Source organism: Sphingomonas tabacisoli (assembly GCF_042678385.1).
GTDB classification, from domain to species: Bacteria; Pseudomonadota; Alphaproteobacteria; order Sphingomonadales; family Sphingomonadaceae; genus Sphingomonas_B; species Sphingomonas_B tabacisoli.
This window is the reverse complement of the sequence record NZ_JBHUDY010000002.1, coordinates 370,616-386,742: the sequence shown is the minus strand read 5'-3', so window position 1 is coordinate 386,742 and position 16,127 is coordinate 370,616. Positions and strand designations below refer to the sequence as shown.

The 16,127-nt window shown below is 67.2% G+C and carries 14 protein-coding genes; 1 reads left to right on the top strand and 13 read right to left on the bottom strand.

What is annotated here, in order from left to right; genetic code table 11:
* Window positions 1–58: 58 nt before the first annotated feature.
* From scpB to argS, 5 genes are all read right to left on the bottom strand, one after another.
* Window positions 59–637 (bottom strand): SMC-Scp complex subunit ScpB, encoded by a 579-nt coding sequence (scpB, locus tag ACFSCW_RS15050; protein ID WP_380890897.1) that lies wholly within the window; start codon window positions 635–637, stop codon window positions 59–61.
* A complete protein-coding gene (locus ACFSCW_RS15045; RefSeq protein ID WP_380890894.1) occupies window positions 634–1,362 on the bottom strand; it encodes a segregation and condensation protein A in 729 nt (242 codons plus the stop codon). Before ACFSCW_RS15045 ends, scpB begins: the two co-directional genes overlap by 4 nt.
* A 149-nt stretch (window positions 1,363–1,511) precedes the next feature.
* A complete protein-coding gene (nagZ, locus tag ACFSCW_RS15040; RefSeq protein WP_380890891.1) occupies window positions 1,512–2,516 on the bottom strand; it encodes a beta-N-acetylhexosaminidase in 1,005 nt (334 codons plus the stop codon).
* A gap of 132 nt (window positions 2,517–2,648) precedes the next feature.
* Window positions 2,649–3,380 carry an SPOR domain-containing protein gene (locus ACFSCW_RS15035; RefSeq protein ID WP_380890888.1) on the bottom strand — a complete coding sequence of 244 codons (732 nt, stop codon included), beginning with the start codon at window positions 3,378–3,380 and terminating at the stop codon, window positions 2,649–2,651.
* Window positions 3,380–5,110 (bottom strand): arginine--tRNA ligase, encoded by a 1,731-nt coding sequence (argS, locus tag ACFSCW_RS15030; protein ID WP_380890885.1) that lies wholly within the window; start codon window positions 5,108–5,110, stop codon window positions 3,380–3,382. Before argS ends, ACFSCW_RS15035 begins: the two co-directional genes overlap by 1 nt.
* Before the next feature lie 166 nt (window positions 5,111–5,276).
* On the opposite strand from argS, the gene ACFSCW_RS15025 reads away from it, so the two are divergent.
* Window positions 5,277–6,680, top strand: a complete 1,404-nt coding sequence (locus ACFSCW_RS15025) for a tail fiber protein (protein ID WP_380890883.1) — start codon at window positions 5,277–5,279, stop codon at window positions 6,678–6,680.
* A 48-nt stretch (window positions 6,681–6,728) separates the two neighbouring features.
* Here ACFSCW_RS15025 and ACFSCW_RS15020 read toward each other — a convergent pair whose 3' ends face one another.
* The 8 genes from ACFSCW_RS15020 to ACFSCW_RS14985 form a co-directional block, all read right to left on the bottom strand.
* The gene (locus ACFSCW_RS15020) at window positions 6,729–6,869 is read right to left on the bottom strand and encodes a hypothetical protein (protein ID WP_380890882.1); all 141 of its coding nucleotides are present in this window, start codon (window positions 6,867–6,869) and stop codon (window positions 6,729–6,731) included.
* Between the two features lie 210 nt (window positions 6,870–7,079).
* Window positions 7,080–7,865: a hypothetical protein gene (locus ACFSCW_RS15015; RefSeq protein WP_380890879.1), complete on the bottom strand. Its 786-nt coding sequence runs from the start codon at window positions 7,863–7,865 to the stop codon at window positions 7,080–7,082.
* 384 nt (window positions 7,866–8,249) lie between these two features.
* The gene (locus tag ACFSCW_RS15010; protein ID WP_380890877.1) at window positions 8,250–9,416 is read right to left on the bottom strand and encodes a deoxyguanosinetriphosphate triphosphohydrolase; all 1,167 of its coding nucleotides are present in this window, start codon (window positions 9,414–9,416) and stop codon (window positions 8,250–8,252) included.
* Window positions 9,413–11,179, bottom strand: a complete 1,767-nt coding sequence (locus tag ACFSCW_RS15005; RefSeq protein WP_380890875.1) for an SPOR domain-containing protein — start codon at window positions 11,177–11,179, stop codon at window positions 9,413–9,415. Before ACFSCW_RS15005 ends, ACFSCW_RS15010 begins: the two co-directional genes overlap by 4 nt.
* A gap of 225 nt (window positions 11,180–11,404) precedes the next feature.
* The gene (gene ftsZ / locus ACFSCW_RS15000; protein WP_380890873.1) at window positions 11,405–12,853 is read right to left on the bottom strand and encodes a cell division protein FtsZ; all 1,449 of its coding nucleotides are present in this window, start codon (window positions 12,851–12,853) and stop codon (window positions 11,405–11,407) included.
* 110 nt (window positions 12,854–12,963) lie between these two features.
* A complete protein-coding gene (ftsA, locus tag ACFSCW_RS14995; protein WP_380890871.1) occupies window positions 12,964–14,244 on the bottom strand; it encodes a cell division protein FtsA in 1,281 nt (426 codons plus the stop codon).
* Entirely contained in the window at window positions 14,241–15,215 is a 975-nt protein-coding gene (locus ACFSCW_RS14990; RefSeq protein WP_380890868.1) for a cell division protein FtsQ/DivIB, read from the bottom strand. Before ACFSCW_RS14990 ends, ftsA begins: the two co-directional genes overlap by 4 nt.
* Window positions 15,208–16,125 carry a D-alanine--D-alanine ligase gene (locus ACFSCW_RS14985; RefSeq protein ID WP_380891283.1) on the bottom strand — a complete coding sequence of 306 codons (918 nt, stop codon included), beginning with the start codon at window positions 16,123–16,125 and terminating at the stop codon, window positions 15,208–15,210. The genes ACFSCW_RS14990 and ACFSCW_RS14985 overlap by 8 nt, the downstream gene beginning before the upstream one ends.
* Window positions 16,126–16,127 lie beyond the last annotated feature (2 nt).

The window sequence follows — 16,127 nt, the reverse complement described above, 5'->3', positions numbered from 1 at the left end:
CTCCAAAGGGCGGCGGCCGCCCGCGCGCTTTGCCTGAAAAGCGCCTCGCTGGTCCTACTTAGTCGCTCTCGTCCGCGCTTTCCAGTTCGACGTCACCAAGCGTGGCCTCGACGGGATCGAGCAGCCCCGCCGCCTTCAGATCGTCGATCCCCGGCAGGTCGCGCCGGCTCTTAAGGCCGAAGTGCGTGAGAAAGCCTTGCGTCGTCGCATAGAGCAAGGGTCGCCCAGGCCCCTCGCGCCGCCCAGCCGGACGCACCCAGCCCGCTTCCATCAGCACGTCGAGCGTACCCTTCGAGATCTGCACTCCACGCACCGCCTCGATCTCCGCGCGGCTGACGGGCTCCTGATAGGCGATGATTGCGAGCGTCTCGACCGCGGCGCGGCTGAGGCGTTTCGGCTCCTCGCGCTCGCGCCTCAGGATGTGCGCCATGTCGGCCGCGGTCTGGAAATGCCAGCGCCCGCCGCGCTCGACCAACTCGACGCCGCGTCCGGCATAGTCTTCCTGCAACAGCCTCAGCGATTGTTTCAGGTCGACATCGGGGCCGACATAGGCGGCGATCTCGTCCGCTGTCATCGGCCCTTCGGCCGCGAACAACACGGCCTCGACGGCGCGGATCGCCGGATCGATTTCGGTCAAGCCGCCCTCACGAACAGGGGGGCGAAGGCTTCGTCCTGCTTCAGCTCGGCCTTGCCTTGCTTCGCCAGCTCCAGCGCCGCGACGAAGCTGGACGCGAGTGCCGAGCGGCGGAGCTGCGGGTCGGAAATCCCGGGCAGGAACGCCTCGATCCGCGTCCAGTCGATCCGCTCGCCCAGCATCGCCTCGACGCGGTGGAGCGCGTCTTCAAGGCTCATCACCGGCCGGCGCATGACGTGGTGCACGACGGGGGCGGTGCGGGCCATCACTCCGCCATAGGCAGCGATCAGCTCGTACAGGTCGGCCTGCCAGTCGTTCTTGCGCACCACGCGCAAGCCTTCGGGAGCGCCGCGAAAGAAGACGTCGCGCCCGACGCGATCCCGCGCCATCAGCCGCGCGCCCGCCTCGCGCATCGCCTGCAGCCGCTGCAGGCGGATCTGCAGCCGCAGCGCAAGCTCCTCGGGGCTGGGATCGACGGTCGGGTCCTTGGGCAAAAGCAGCGCCGATTTCAGGTATGCGAGCCAAGCCGCCATCACCAGATAATCGGCGGCGATCTCCAGCTTCAGCGCCTTCGCGTCGGCGATGAAGGCGAGATACTGCTCGACCAGCGCCAGGATCGAAATCTCGCGCAAATCCACTTTCTGCGCACGGGCGAGCGCCAGCAACAGGTCGAGCGGCCCTTCCCAGCCGTCGATATCGATGGTGAGCGCGTCCGATTCGGTGGTCACGGCCGCACCATATCAACCCTCTCCCCTCCCGGGGAGAGGGTGGCGGAGCGAAGCGACGCCGGGAGAGGGGCAGAGTCGGTACGCAGGGTGACTGCCCCTCTCCCTGGCCGCTGCGCGGCGGTCCCTCTCCCCAATGGGGAGAGGGTTGTTTAGGCCAGCGCCAGCAGCTCGTCCCTTTTACGCACAAGTTCCGCGAACCGCGCCGGCTCGGGCGCCTTGCGGTACGCGAGCGCCGCGTCGAGCCGTTTCAGCGTCCGCTCGGTCGCATCCGGCAGCACGTTCGCAATCGCGACCATCTCGTCCATCCGCGCCCAGCAATCGAGCACCAGGTCGCAACCGGCATCGACCGCGCCGCATGCCTTTTCGGCGGGCGTGCCGGAAAGCGCCTTCATGTCGATATCGTCGGTCATCAACAGGCCATCGAAGCCGATCCGCTCGCGGATGATCTTCTGGACGACATAGTGCGAAAGCGTGCCCGGCCGCGCATCGTCCCAGGCGGTGTAGACGATGTGCGCGGTCATCCCGATCGGCGCCCACGCAAGCTTCCGGAACGGCGCGAGATCGGTCTCCAGCTCTTCCTCGCTCGCCTCGACCACCGGCAGCGCCTTGTGGCTGTCGACCAGCACGCGGCCATGTCCCGGCATGTGCTTGACGATCCCGGTCACACCGCCACGGCGCAGCCCGTCGAGCACCGCTTCGCCAAGCGCCGCGACACGCATCGGCTCGTGGCCCAGCGCCCGGTCGCCGATCACGTCGTTGGCGCCTTGCTGGCGCACGTCGAGCAAAGGCAGCGCATCGACGGTCACGCCGACTTCGCTCAGGGCGAGCCCGATCGCCTCGGCATTGGCGCGCGCCGCTTCGATCGCGGAGATCGGCGCCTTGTCGTACAGCGCATCGAACCGGGCGGCGGGCGGGAAGGCCGGCCATTCGGGCGGCTGCATCCGCGCGACGCGCCCGCCTTCCTGATCGATCATGATCAGCAGATCGTCGCGCCCGTGCAGATCCCGCAGCGAATCGGTCAGCGCCCGCATCTGCGCGCGATCGCCGCAATTGCGCTTGAACAGGATGTATCCGGCCGGGTCCGCGTCCTTGAAGAAGGCGCGTTCGTCGGGCGAAAGCTCCAGCCCCGCCATTCCGAAGATAACAGGCTTCACAAATCCTCCCCGAAACGGGAAGGGGGACCATGCGAAGCATGGTGGAGGGGGCCCTCCACCTGCACCGGCCTTGGGGCCCCCTCCACCGTCCGGCTATGCCGGCCGGTCCCCCTCCCCGTTCCGGGGAGGATTTCAGTTGACCACAAGGCAATTCTCCCCGGCGACGCGGAGCTTCGCGCACACGTCCTTCGCCTGCGCCGCCGATCCGGCGTTGACGCGGAGGCGGTAATAGGTGTGGCCGTTCACTTCGGCCTTCATAATCGACTGGCTGAGCTCGGCCAGATAGGCGAAGCGCTTCGACATCGTTTCCCAGGTTTTCTTGGCACTTCCTTCGCTCGGGAACGCGCCGAGCTGCAGCGTCGATCCGGCCGGGCCCTCGGGCGCGAGCGGCGCCGGCGGCGCCTTGGCGACCAGCTTCTCGCTCTTTTCCTCAACCGCCACGGTGGCGCTCTTGCTCGCCTTGGGCGCGGGCGTAGCCGTCACCTTCGGCGCGGGTGTGCGCTCGACCGGCGCTTCGGGAACGGCGTTCAGGTCGAGATTGCCCTGCACCTGTGCGCCCTGGCTGGTCTGATAGACGACGTCGCCCTGGCCCTCGAACTTCGTGCCGCCCTCTTCCGTCGGCTTGACCTTGTAGGGACCCTTGGGCGCGGCGATCAGCTCACCCGAGCCCGACGGCGTAATCTCGCGGTGCTGCCACCAATAGACCGCGCCAACCACGATCGCGCCGATCAACAGCAGCCCGATCAGCGGGACGACCCAGCCGAACGACAGGCCGGGGCCCGGCTCCTCGACATCGTCGACCGGCTCCAGCCAGGGCAGCCGGTCCTCGTCGGACAGCGCGTAGGGGTCCTGCGCCTGCGCCATCATTTCATCTCCTCGACCGCCACCACGCCCATCACTGCCAGGCCGTTACGGATGATCTGCCCGATCGCTTCGACGAGATAAAGTCGGGCGCACGTCGTCGCGGGATCGTCCGCCACCAGCACGCGACGATCCGGCCGGTCGTTGCCCATATTGAAGAAGGCGTGGAAGGCGGCCGCAAGGTCGTAAAGGTAAAAGGCGATCCGGTGCGGCTCGCGCGCGTTCGCCGCGCCTTCGACCATGCGCGGGAACTGCGCGGCGAGCTTCACAAGCGCCAGTTCCTCGGCATCGAGCCGGTCGAGGTCTGGCGCGCCGGCGCAGTCGATCCCGGCCTCCGCGATACGGCGCCGGATCGAGCAGATGCGGGCGTGCGCATATTGGACGTAGAAGACGGGATTGTCCTTCGACGCCTCGACCACCTTGGCGAAGTCGAAGTCCATCTGCGCGTCCGCCTTGCGCGTCAGCATCGTGAAGCGGACGACGTCCTTGCCGACTTCGCGCACCACGTCCGCCAGCGTGACGAAATTGCCGGCGCGCTTCGACATCTTCACCGGCTCGCCGGCGCGAAGCAGGCGGACCATCTGGATCAGCTTGACGTCGAACTGGACCTTGTTCTCGGTCAGCGCCGCGACGGCCGCCTTGATCCGCTTGACGGTGCCGGCATGGTCCGCGCCCCAGATGTCGATCAGCGCGTCGACGCCCTGCGCCTTCTGGAAGTGATAGGCCATGTCGGCGCCGAAATAGGTCCAGCTCCCGTCCGACTTCTTGATCGGCCGGTCCTGATCGTCGCCGAACCGGGTCGAGCGGAACAGCGGCAGCTCGACCGGCTCCCAATCCTCGGGCGTCTCGCCCTTCGGCGCTTCTAGGAAACCGTCATAGACCAAGTCGTGCGCGCGCAGCCACGCCTCCGCCTCGTCGGGCTTGCCCGCCGCCTGCACCTCGGCTTCGGAGGCGAACAGATCGTGGTGGATGCCAAGCAGCGCGAGGTCCGCCTTGATCAGCTCGATCATCGCCGCGACCGCGCGTTCGCGGAACAGCACCAGCCATTCGCTCTCCGGCGCGCCGACGAACCGCGTCCCGAACTCCGCGGCCAAGGCAGCTCCGACGGGTTTCAGATAATCGCCGGGATAAAGCCCTTCCGGAATCTCGCCGATGTCCTCGCCCAGCGCCTCGCGGTAGCGCAGGTGCGCCGAGCGGGCGAGCACATCGACCTGCGCGCCGGCGTCGTTGACATAATATTCCCGCACCACCTGGTGGCCCGAATATTCGAGCAGGCTCGCCAGCGCATCGCCGACCACCGCGCCCCGACAATGGCCCATGTGCATCGGCCCGGTCGGGTTCGCCGAGACATATTCGACGTTGACGCGCTTGCCGTCGCCCATGTGGGAGCGGCCATAGTCCGCGCCATCCGCGTGGATCGCGCGCAGCTCCTCCCGCCACGTCCCGTCGGCCAGCCGCAGGTTGATAAAGCCCGGCCCGGCGATCTCCGCTCCCGCCACTTCCGGCAGCGCGCGCAGCTTGGCGACGATCGCCTCCGCCAGCGCGCGCGGGTTGGTGCCCGCCGGCTTCGCCAGCACCATCGCGGCGTTGGTCGCCAGGTCGCCGTGCGACACGTCGCGCGGCGGCTCCACCGTGACGGCCGCGCGCGCCAGCCCTGCCGGCAGCGCGCCGTCGGCGGTCAGGTCGTCGAGCACCGCGTCGATTGCGGCGGTAAAGCGGGCGTGAAGCGTCATCTGGTCCAACTATCCGGGAAAGCCGGCCCCTTAACCAATGCCCGCGCCACAATGAAGAGGCCAGTTCGATCGTCCCGATTCCGGACGCGCGGCCCATTTAGGACTCGGTTCGTCTGGGCAAGCATGGTAAACGGGTTAAGCCGTTAAAGGCACAGGGGGAAATGAAATGAAGACCGTGCTGGCGCTGTTCGCCGCGGTTACCGCACTCGCCGCATCCGTTCCCGCGATCGCAGGGGAGACCGGCCCCGCCGGCGGCGGCCAGCCGTTCAACAACCAGCAGCCCTATCAGGCGCTGACTCAGACGATCCAGCTGCAGGGCATTTTCCCGTCGCGCGACGTGACCCAGGACCAGAGCACGGCCGCGGCCTATTATATCGCCTCAATGCGCAGCTTTGCCTTCGGCTTCGCACCGCACACCTATGCGCAGGCGCAGGGACAGATTCTCTCCATCCAGCAGAACACGGCGCTCTTCTCGCTGCTCGGCACTAATTATGGCGGCAACGGCCAGACGACCTTCGCGCTGCCCGATCTGCGCGGCCGCACGATCATCGGCACCGGTCAGGGCAATGGCCTCACCAACCGCGTGATCGGCGAGCAGGACGGCCAGAACAACGTCACGCTGACCGTCGCCCAGATGCCCGCCCACAGCCACGCGATCGACGTGGCGCCCGGCCAGTCCGGCATCACCGGCGGCAGCCAGCCTTTCGACAACATGCAGCCGTCGCTGGCCATGACCTATATGATCGCGACCGGCGGCATCTATCAGGGCGGCGATCCGTTCATCGGCCAGGTCAACGCGTTCGCCGGCAATTTCGCGCCCACCGGCTGGCTGCCTGCCGACGGACGGCTGGTCGAGATCGCCAAGTTCGACACCTTGTTCAACCTGATCGGCACCACCTATGGCGGCGACGGCCAGACGACCTTTGCGCTGCCCGATCTGCGCGGACGTGCGGTGGTGGGCGCCGGCGGCCAATATCAGGTCGGCGACGTGTTCGGCTCCGAAAGCACCACGATCACCCTGTCCCAGCTCGCCGCGCACGACCATGACGGCGGCGCGATCGACGTGTCGCCGGCGGGCGGCGGCCAGCCGATCGACAACCGCCAGCCTTCGCTGGCGCTCAATTACTATATCGCGCTGCAAGGCATCTTCCCCAGCCAGGACAGCGGCGGCCCCGCCGACAACGAGCCCTATCTGGGCGAAATCGTCGCCAGCGCCGGGACCCTGACGCCGAACGGCTATGCGCTCGCCGCCGGCCAGTTGCTGTCGATCGCGCAGAACCAGGCGCTGTTCGCGCTGCTGGGCACCACCTATGGCGGCGACGGCCGCGTGACCTTCGCCCTGCCCGACCTGCGCGGCCGCATCGTCGAAGGCTGGGGCGGCTCCGTCCTGTTCGGCGAGCGCGGCGGCTCCAACACAATCACGCTCACCGAAGCGAACCTGCCCATCCACACCCACTCCCTCCCCGACGTCGCCCCAGGCGTGCCCGAGCCGGCGACCTGGGCAATGATGATCGCAGGGTTCGCGATGGCAGGCGGGGCGGTGAGAAGGCGGCGGGTGGTTATAGCCTAGCCCCACATCTCAAGCGACGTGATCATCACCCAGTTCAACGAGGCGAGCTTACTTGCCGCCTTTCTTCTCGTCTTGGGAGAGGACCGAGGCCGCCAGCTTCTTAACATCAGCCGGCGTTGCCTTTTTCGCCCCGCTTAGAATCTTGCCCGCAAGCGAAGAGATCGGAGGCGTCGATTGTTTCCTTGCCATGATAGCTCCTAAAAATTGACGGAATCACCAGACTCAACTAGCTAAGGAGCCGCGAGGCGAGAGCCGAAAGCCCCCGCCTCACGGGCGTTAGCTAGCTTCTAATGTCCGGGCCATGGACCACATGGCGCACCTCCTTTCCTCCGGGAAAGACTCCAGCGCGCGGGCCGTAGGAAGCGGCGCACTGGGTCGGGAGCTCGATGCGGGGATCGATCATGCAAGATCGGTCCCCGCCTCATTTTTTGCGTTTGCGTTTCGAGTTTTTAGAAACGTAATCACCTTAATGATGGCGGCCATTGTTTCGGCGTCTCCTGCCGCCTCGGTCATCAAATCAACCAGCTTATATTCTAGCGCCTTCTCCGTGACCGGTGGGGGCGGAGGAGCCGGCGGAGGTGGCGGCGCCCCACCCCCAGCTCCACTGGTACTGCCGGACTCTTCTCGCACCGGAACGGGGATGATCGGCGGCTTACTGAAGCGCCCGTTGCTGGCGATGTACCCCGCAGTCTGGGCGGATGCCGCGAAAGCTTGGCGGGCGCGCTCGGCTTGCTTGGGAGGCACGCCCATGGTCTGTATCTGACGCTCAAGCGCAGCAGCGGGGGGGAGCGCGAAGCCGTTGTAGCTCTCGTATAGCGCTTTGTAGAGCGGCACCTTCAAAAAGGCTTCAACTTTGGCCGCTCTCTCGGTGCTTTCATCGAGCAAATGCAGCCCCAAATCACTGATCCGAACCTTGCCGCCTTCGGTTTCGATGAAGCCGAACATGCGAGCAGCGGACAAACGACCGCGGAAGGTGCCGCCTCCCACTGACATATCCATAGCCACGGCAAGTTGGGTCTGTTCAATCCAGACTTTCCCCCCTGCCTTAGCAAGTGTATCAGTCAGATCGTGGGCGCGAGACATATCGGTATAGGGGAACTCGATAAGCGTCCGATCGCGCTTGCGGCCGCCGCCCGCTTCGCTCTCGGTGGCGGCTTCCAGATCAGGCTCGTTTTGGTCGACCATATCAAGTCTCCCGACGCCCGTTCTTGGGCATCGCGACTCGCATATTACACTTCGCGCGGGCAAGCGCAACACTCGAACACATATTTTCTCGTTACGGGAGACGGAGCCCGGTCTTACCGGCCACATTGCCGGCTGTCCGCGCGGCCTTTAAGGGTCAAAGCTGCCGAGTTTGACCAAAGCGGAGTTGGAATGAGCGATTTGATTTCCAATCTCGCTCCACCCTTGGGCGGCCTCTGATTGCCTGCGTCGGCTACGCTTATGCTAGATCATTAGGTCGGAAACCGCGCAGAACGCAGGTGGGTTTAGTGGCGCGCGGCGATGCGTTCGGGGCCGGTCTGAATCTCCGCTGGCCTTTGCGCTTCGCCATGACCGGACTGAAAAGCGCTAAAACCCCTCTGGCAATTCAATCTCCCCCACCAGCTCGCGATACCGTGCGATGGCGTAGCGGTCGGTCATGCCGGCGATGAAGTCGGCGATGTGCCGGGTGCGCTCGGGGTCTTCGGCGGGCAGCGTCTCGCTCCAGCCTTCGGGCATGGCCGCGGGATCGGCGGCATAGGCCTGGAACAGGCCGGTGACGATCGTGCTGGCCGCCCCTGCCGCATCGAGCTGTCGTTGGTGGTGGTAGAGCTCGGCATACATGAAGCGCTTCAATGCGCGTTCCTCGGCCTGCATCGCGTGGCTGAACCCGACCAGCGGCTGCCCTGCGGCGCGCACGTCGTCGACCGAGCCGATCCCGGATTCGCGGATGCGGCGGCGCGTCTCGGCGATCAGGTCGTTGACCATCAGGCCGATCTGCGAGCGCACCAGCTCCGAGAGCAGCCGGCGCTCGCTAATATCCGGGTAGCGCTCCTGCGCGGTCCGCCAGCCGCGCGCGACGAGAGGCACTTCCATGATCTGCTCGCGCGTCAAAAGGCCCGCGCGGACGCCGTCGTCGATATCGTGATTGTCATAGGCGATGTCGTCGGCGACGGCGGCGACCTGCGCCTCCAGCGACGGCCAGCTCGCCAGCTCCAGCGGGAACGCGGCATCGGCTTCCGCCATGGCCCAGCTCGGATGCTCGACCGGGCCGTTATGCTTGGCGAGCCCTTCCAGCGTCTCCCAGGTGAGATTGAGGCCGTCGAAGCGCGGATAGGGTTTCTCGATCCGCGTCAGCACGCGCAGCGTGTGGGCGTTGTGATCGAAGCCGCCGGCATGCGCGGTCGCGGCGCGCAGCGCTTCCTCGCCCGAGTGGCCGAACGGCGGATGGCCGATATCGTGCGCAAGGCAGAGCGCTTCGGTCAGGTCTTCGTTGAGGCCCATGGCGCGGGCGATGGTACGGCCGATCTGCGCGACTTCGAGGCTGTGGGTCAGGCGGACGCGGAAATGATCGCCGTCGGGCGCGATGAACACCTGTGTCTTATGCCGCAGCCGCCGGAACGGGATGGAGTGGATGACGCGGTCTCGGTCGCGCTGATATTCGTCGCGGGGGCCGCGCATCGCGGCGCGCTCCTCCGGATGAAGGCGGCCGCGCGTCTTGGCCGGATCGCAGGCCCAGGGGCTCAGCCCCCTCATTTGCCCCCGATCTTCTCGACCGCTTCGCCCTCATCGCTGGACCAGCGGAAGGCGCCGATCCCGGCCTTGCGAAGCTTGGCGACCGCGGCCTGCGCCTCGTCCTCGCTCTTGTACGGGCCGGCGAGCAGGCGGTTGGTCGCGCGATTCTTCGCCGTCCACGGCCCTTTGCCTTTCAGCTCGGGCGCCTTTGCCGCCACCGCCGACCATTCCTTGGGCAAGGTCTTCGCGTTCGCGCCGCCCGCGACCTGCACCCAGAAGCGCGCCGGATTCTTGGGCGGCTCCGGCTTTTTCTTCAGCGCGGCCTGCTTGGCATCCTTCGGGTCGCACTGCGTCTTGGCGGCCGGGTGCTTGCCTTTGGTCTTGGGCGCCGGCTTGCAGTCCTCGACCGGAACCTCGCACTGGTCCTTCACGGCCGCATGCCGGCCCTTTTTGGGCGCCGGTTTGCAATCCGCGACAGGGACGTCGCATTGATCCTTCGCTGCGACGCGCTTGCCCGTGCCGGCCGCTGGTTTGCAGTCGTCGGCCGGCACTTCGCATTTATCCTTGGTGGAGGCGCGCTTGCCTTTCGCACGCACCGGCACGCACTCGTCCGCCGCCGCCTCGGCCTTCGCCTTTTTGGCATCCGCCTTGGGCGTCGGTGATGGTTTCGGTGTCGGCGTAGGGGTCGGTTTCGGCGTCACCTGCGCGACACGCACCGGCGCTGGGCTGCGCACCGCCGTGCCGTTCGACGCGGCCGATCGAATGTCGCGCATGATCGCGTCCAGATCGCCGCGTTGGGCCGGACGAACCGCGAAGCTCGGCGTCGGTGTCGGAACCGGACGCGGCGCGTATTGGGCGGGATCCTCGAACTGCGCGACCTGTACAGGCGGGGGCGGCGGCGGAGGCGTCGGCGTGGGTGTCGGCGCCGGAACCGGGCGGCCCCGATGCCGCGCATTACGCGAGGTCGGCGTCGGGACCGGCGTGGGTGTCGGCGCGACATAGGCCGGCGTCGGCTGCACGATCGGCGCGGCGGCAGCCATGCGCGCATCGGCCGGCATTTCGCCGAGATGGACCGCCGCCGCCTTCTGCGCGGCATTCAACGACGCGAGGCGCTGCAGGAACGGGTCCATCGTCTGCGCCATGCGCTCCGGCATGACTTGATGGACGATGCGGCTGCCCCCCGGCACGTCGCCCGTCATCGCCAGGATGAACGCACGCGCGCGCCACGCCCCCTGGTCGCGCTTGTAGAGCAGAGGATCGAGCAGCTTCAGCGCAGCATCGCGCTCGCCGGTAATGCCGAGTGACAAGGCGTAGCGCTTGGTGATGTCGTCGTTCGGCCCACGCGTCAGCGCGAGCTGATAATCTCGCTGCGCCCGCTTGGTCTCGCCGCGCAGGTCGTAGGCAAGGCCCCGATCCCCTGCGATGTCCGCTTCAGGCACGCCCAGCGATCGGGCGGCGTCAAACATCTTCAAGGCTTCCCGCGGATTGTCGACGATCAGCAGCGCGCGGGCGAGGCCGGCCTTGATCTGGCCATTGCGCGGGGAGCGTTCGTCGGCGCGGGCGAAGAAGCCCAAAGCCGCATTGCCGTCGCCGACATCCAGCGCGGCCTGCCCGGCGCCGATCAGCGCGGACACGCTGGTCGGATCGGACGCAAGCTCACGCAGATAACGCGACAGCCGGTCCGCCGGACGCTCGGTGGCATATTGAGCGGAGACGACGGAAGCGGACGCAAGCAGCAATGCGCCCAGCCCGAAGGCGGCGGAACGGGAAAGCTTTCGGATCACGATGCGCCCATAGATGACGCCCCGAAAGTTAGGGCAATGTGAACGCGTCTGCGAGAGCGACGGAACGTGGCCGCGGGACGACGAACAAATAACCCTCCCCCACTGGGGAGAGGGTGGCGGAGCGAAGCGACGCCGGGAGAGGGGCAGAGTCCGCACGCAGGGTGACTTCCCCTCTCCCTGGCCGCTACGCGGCCGTCCCTCTCCCCGGAGGGGAGAGGGAATAAATCACTGATTGTTCTGCCGGTTCAGGAAGCGCGGAATGTCCAGCGGATCGCTGTCCGCATCGTCTTCCGCGCTCGGCGTCTTGGCGTTGCCGCGGGCGATCGACGACATGCGCTCGAACAGCGTGCCGCCGCCCTGGCGCGCGGCCGGCGCCGGCTCGGGCTTCGCTTCGGCCTTGCCGCCGAACCAGCGACGGTTGCCGACCAGATCCTCGTCGATCAGCGGCTCGGGCTCGGACTCCGGCGCGTCGAGCAGCAGCTCGTCCGAAGCGGTTTCCTCGATCGGGGCGTCGAGCGTCAGCGGCTCGTCCTCGACCGGGGGCTCGACTTTCAGCTCGGGCTCGGGCGCCGCTTCGGCGACCGGCTCCGGCGCCGGAGCAGGCTCGACCGCCTTCGGCGCGCTCGGCATTACGAACGGACGCGGCTCGGCTTCGGCCTTCTTGCCGGGGAAGGAGAAGACGCGCGCCGGTTCCGGCTTCTCGCCGACCTCGGCCTCGATGCCGGTCGCGACGACCGACACGCGGATCTTGCCTTCCAGATCGTTGTTGAACGCCGAACCCCAGATGATGTTGGCTTCGGGGTCGACGAGTTCCTTGATGTGATTGGCCGCCTCGTCGACTTCCATCAGGCGCATGTCTTCGCCGCCGGTGATCGAGATGATCACGCCCTTGGCGCCCTTCATGCTGACCCCGTCGAGCAGCGGGTTGGCGATCGCCTTTTCGGCGGCCTCGATCGCGCGGTTGTCGCCCGATGCTTCGCCGGTGCCCATCATCGCCTTGCCCATCTCGCCCATCACCGAGCGGACGTCGGCGAAGTCGAGGTTGATGAGGCCCGGCATGACCATCAGGTCGGTGATGCCGCGCACGCCCTGCTGCAGCACCTGGTCGGCCATCTGGAACGCTTCCTTGAAGGTCGTGTTCGGGTTGGCGATCAGGAACAGGTTCTGGTTGGGGATGACGATCAGCGTGTCGACGTGCTTCTGCAGCTCGGCGATGCCGGCGTCGGCCGACTTCATCCGGCGCGAGCCTTCGAAGCTGAACGGCTTGGTGACGACGCCGACGGTCAGAATGCCGCGGTCGCGCGCCGCCTTGGCGATGACCGGGGCGGCGCCGGTGCCGGTTCCGCCGCCCATGCCGGCCGCGATGAAGCACATATGCGCGCCGTCGAGCGAGCGCTCGACCTGGTCGATCGTCTCTTCGGCGGCCGCGCGGCCGATCTCGGGCCGCGAGCCGGCGCCCAACCCTTGCGTGATCTTCAGCCCAAGCTGGATGCGGCTTTCGGCCGGCGAAGCGTTCAGCGCCTGCGCGTCGGTATTGGCGACGATGAAGTCGACGCCCTGCACGTCCGACGCGATCATGTTCGCGATCGCGTTGCCGCCAGCCCCGCCGACGCCGATCACGCTGATGCGCGGCTTCAGCTCGTCCACCTCGGGCGGGATGAATTCGATGCTCATGTGATTGACTCCTCGTCGCAATTCGCCGGCGAAGCGCTCGCCCCCACTGGGCCCTTATGAATCAGCGGATTCGCCAAATCGACCACAAAGTTAACGCTCCACAATTTTACTCACAGGTTTGTCCTGAAAGCTGTCACCAGCTTCTGCACCCAGGCCGAACCTGCCGCCTTGATGACCGTCTGCTCGCCCGTGCCCTGCGGCGCGCGGAGATCGACGGGATCGGACGCCGCATAGCGCGCCAGGCCCGCCAGCGTCGCGAAGGCCGGGCCGCTATGCGCGTCGGGAAGTCCGGTCAGGCCGCGCGGCCGGCCGACTCTGACGGTGCGTCCGAGCAGCCCTTGGGCATAGTCGGCGACGCCTTTCAGCTCCGCCCCGCCGCCGGTCAGCACCACTTGCCGTCCGCGGCTGAAACCGAGCTCGGTCAATGCCTTGGCGACTTCGCCGAAAATCTGCTCGAGCCGGGGCCGGATCACGCTGATGAGCTGCGCGCGCGTGATCCGCGCCGCTTCGCCCTGCCCTTCCTCGGCAGAGATCGGCGCGACTTCGATCATGTCGTGATTGTCGCGCGGCGTCGCCGTCGCCGACCCGTAGAAGCATTTCATCCGCTCGGCCTGCGCGCGGCGCGTGCCGAAGGCGGACGCGATATCGTCGGTGATGTCGGCAGCCCCGACCGGGATCGAGGCGAGGTCCACAAGGAGCCCGCCGATGAACAGCGACACGTTGGTCACGCCCGCGCCCAGCTCGACGAGCGCGATGCCGAGCTCGCGTTCCTCCTCGGACAGGCATGCCATGCCGGTCGCGAACGGCGAGGCGACGATCGACTTCACTTCCAGGTGCGCGCTACGGACGCAGAGGTCGACGTTGCGCACCGGCGACGGCTCCGCCTCGACGATATGGATGCCGACGCCCAGCCGGTCGGCGTGCATGCCGCGGGGGTCCTTCACGTCGGTGAGGCCGTCCAGCGTGTAGAGCGTCGGCTGCGCGTGCAGGATCATGCGACCGGTGGGATCGACCGATTCGCGGCCGGCGGTTAGGAGCTGGTCGATATCGGCCTGCTCGATCCGGTGCCCGCCCAATTCGACCTCGACCGAGGCAACCTTGCTCGCCAGCCCGCCGGCCGAAAAGCTCACCCACACATCCTCGATATTGACGCCCGCAATGCGTTCCGCCTGCTCGACAGCCTCGCGCACCGCCAGCTCGGTGGCCGCCATGTCCGCGACATAGCCGCGCCGCACGCCGCGGCTTTCGCGCTGGCCGGTGCCAAGCACGTTCAGCCCGCCTTCCTCGCTGCGCTCGGCAATCAGCGCCGAGACTTTCCACGAGCCGATGTCGAGCGCGGTGATCAGTTTCTCGCCGCGCGCCGCGGCGGCACGGGACTCACGCCTGCTCATATGCTGTCGTTCACTTTCTGAAGATTGGAGGTCGGCTGCGGGGTGGCCGGCTGGGCTGGAGTGGGTTGCGGCGCAGGCGGCTGGGCCGCCGCACTGCCGTCGATCGCGCGCACTTGACGGTCGAGGCGAGCGACGAACTTGGTCGGGTCGCGCATGTCGAAGCGCAGGAAGCCGCGGCCGAGCAGTCGCTGTTGCGAGTCCATGCGCGCGAAACGCGTGAGCGCGCGTTCGGATTCGTCCTGTCCTTCAGGCAGTGCCAAAGTTTCGCCGGACTGAAAGCGGATGTCCCAGCGCCGCTCGCCGATCCAGCTCGCGCCGGCGATGACCGGCTTCAGCGACGGCGTCTTGGCGAGCAGAGCGGTCAACTCGGTCGCGTGGAGATTGGCGCCCGGACCGATCAGCAGAGGCAGGTCGGCGCTGGGCGCGTCGGTCACGTCGTCGAGCACGACGCCGGTCGCATCGATCAGCCGAAGGTGACCCTGATATTGCCACACGGCCGCCGGCGTGCGCTCGACGATGTCGACGACCAGCGTGTCCGGCAGCCGCCGCGAGACCCGCGCGTCCTGCACCCAGCCATAGCGCATCAGCTTGGCCCGCACCCCGTCGAGGTCGACCGAGGGCATCGCCATCGAATGCTGGTCGAACGCGATCGCATAGACGGTCAGCCGGTCCATGTTGCGGATGCCGCGCAGGTCCACCCGCTTCACTTCGAAGCCGGTGCGGCCGAGCGCTTGCGAGATCTGGCCGCCCACCATCGCCGGCACGCCGAACGCCTGCAGCACGGCAAGGCCGATCGCGGCGCCAAGGCCCAGCGTGCCCCAGGTGACCGTGCGCTGGATGGTCTCGTGACTGATCGGCACCGCGCCCAGCGCGCGCGCGAACAGGCCCGGCTTCTTCGCCTGGGTCTTGCGCGGACGCGCTGGCGGTCGCGCCGGCGCGCCGCGGCGGATCTTGGCCGACGCGCTAGCCATCGCCCATCGCTTCCTTGACGATCGCATCGACCAGTTGGGCATAGCTCAGGCCGATCAGCCGCGCTTGTTCCGGGACGAGGCTCAAGGGCGTCATGCCGGGCTGCGTGTTCACTTCCAGCAGATACAGCCCTTCGACCCCCTTCTCGTCGTCCCAGCGGAAATCGGATCGGGAAGCGCCCTTGCAGCCGAGCAGTTTGTGCGCCTTCAGCGCTATGCCGAGACACGCTTCGGCGATCGCCGGCGGAATGTTGGCCGGGCAGACATGCTCGGTCAGGCCCTCGGTATATTTCGCGTCATAATCGTAGAAGCCGGATTTCGGCTTCAGCTCGGTCACGCCCAGCGCGCGGCCGCCCAGCACCGCGGTGGTCAGCTCGCGCCCGCGGATGAACGGCTCGGCGAGCAGTTCCTCGAATTCCTGCCACGGCCCCTTCACGTCGCGGCCGATCGGCTCGCCGTAATTGCCCTCCGCCGTCACGATCGCGACGCCGACCGACGAACCTTCATTGACCGGCTTCAGCACATAGGGCCGCGCGAGCGGGTCACCGAAGTGCAGGCTTTCCGATTTCACGACATGCCCGCCCGGCATGCGGATGCCATGCGGCACGAGCGCCTGCTTGGTGAGTTGCTTGTCGACCGCGATCACCGACGTGACCATGCCCGAATGGGTATATTTCACGTCCATCAGGTCGAGCATGCCCTGCACCGACCCGTCCTCGCCCGGCGTCCCGTGCAGCGCGTTGAAGACGAGGTCCGGCTTCGCCTCGGCAATGCGCACCGCCACGTCATGCCCCATGTCGAGCCGCGTCACGCGATAGCCGAGGCTTTCGAGCGCGTCCGCCACGCCCGCGCCCGACATCAGCGATACTTCGCGCTCGGACGACCAACCGCCCATCAAGACGAGAACGTGCAGGC

Excerpts from the sequence above, each read along its gene's own strand:
- ACFSCW_RS15035 (WP_380890888.1), bottom strand. The coding sequence starts at position 3,380 with ATGGCGCAGGCGCAGGACCCCTACGCGCTGTCCGACGAGGACCGGCTG.
- argS (WP_380890885.1), bottom strand. The coding sequence starts at position 5,110 with ATGACGCTTCACGCCCGCTTTACCGCCGCAATCGACGCGGTGCTCGAC.
- ACFSCW_RS15025 (WP_380890883.1), top strand. The coding sequence starts at position 5,277 with ATGAAGACCGTGCTGGCGCTGTTCGCCGCGGTTACCGCACTCGCCGCA.
- ACFSCW_RS15020 (WP_380890882.1), bottom strand. The coding sequence starts at position 6,869 with ATGGCAAGGAAACAATCGACGCCTCCGATCTCTTCGCTTGCGGGCAAG.
- ACFSCW_RS15015 (WP_380890879.1), bottom strand. The coding sequence starts at position 7,865 with ATGGTCGACCAAAACGAGCCTGATCTGGAAGCCGCCACCGAGAGCGAA.
- ACFSCW_RS15010 (WP_380890877.1), bottom strand. The coding sequence starts at position 9,416 with ATGAGGGGGCTGAGCCCCTGGGCCTGCGATCCGGCCAAGACGCGCGGC.
- ftsZ (WP_380890873.1), bottom strand. The coding sequence starts at position 12,853 with ATGAGCATCGAATTCATCCCGCCCGAGGTGGACGAGCTGAAGCCGCGC.
- ftsA (WP_380890871.1), bottom strand. The coding sequence starts at position 14,244 with ATGAGCAGGCGTGAGTCCCGTGCCGCCGCGGCGCGCGGCGAGAAACTG.
- ACFSCW_RS14990 (WP_380890868.1), bottom strand. The coding sequence starts at position 15,215 with ATGGCTAGCGCGTCGGCCAAGATCCGCCGCGGCGCGCCGGCGCGACCG.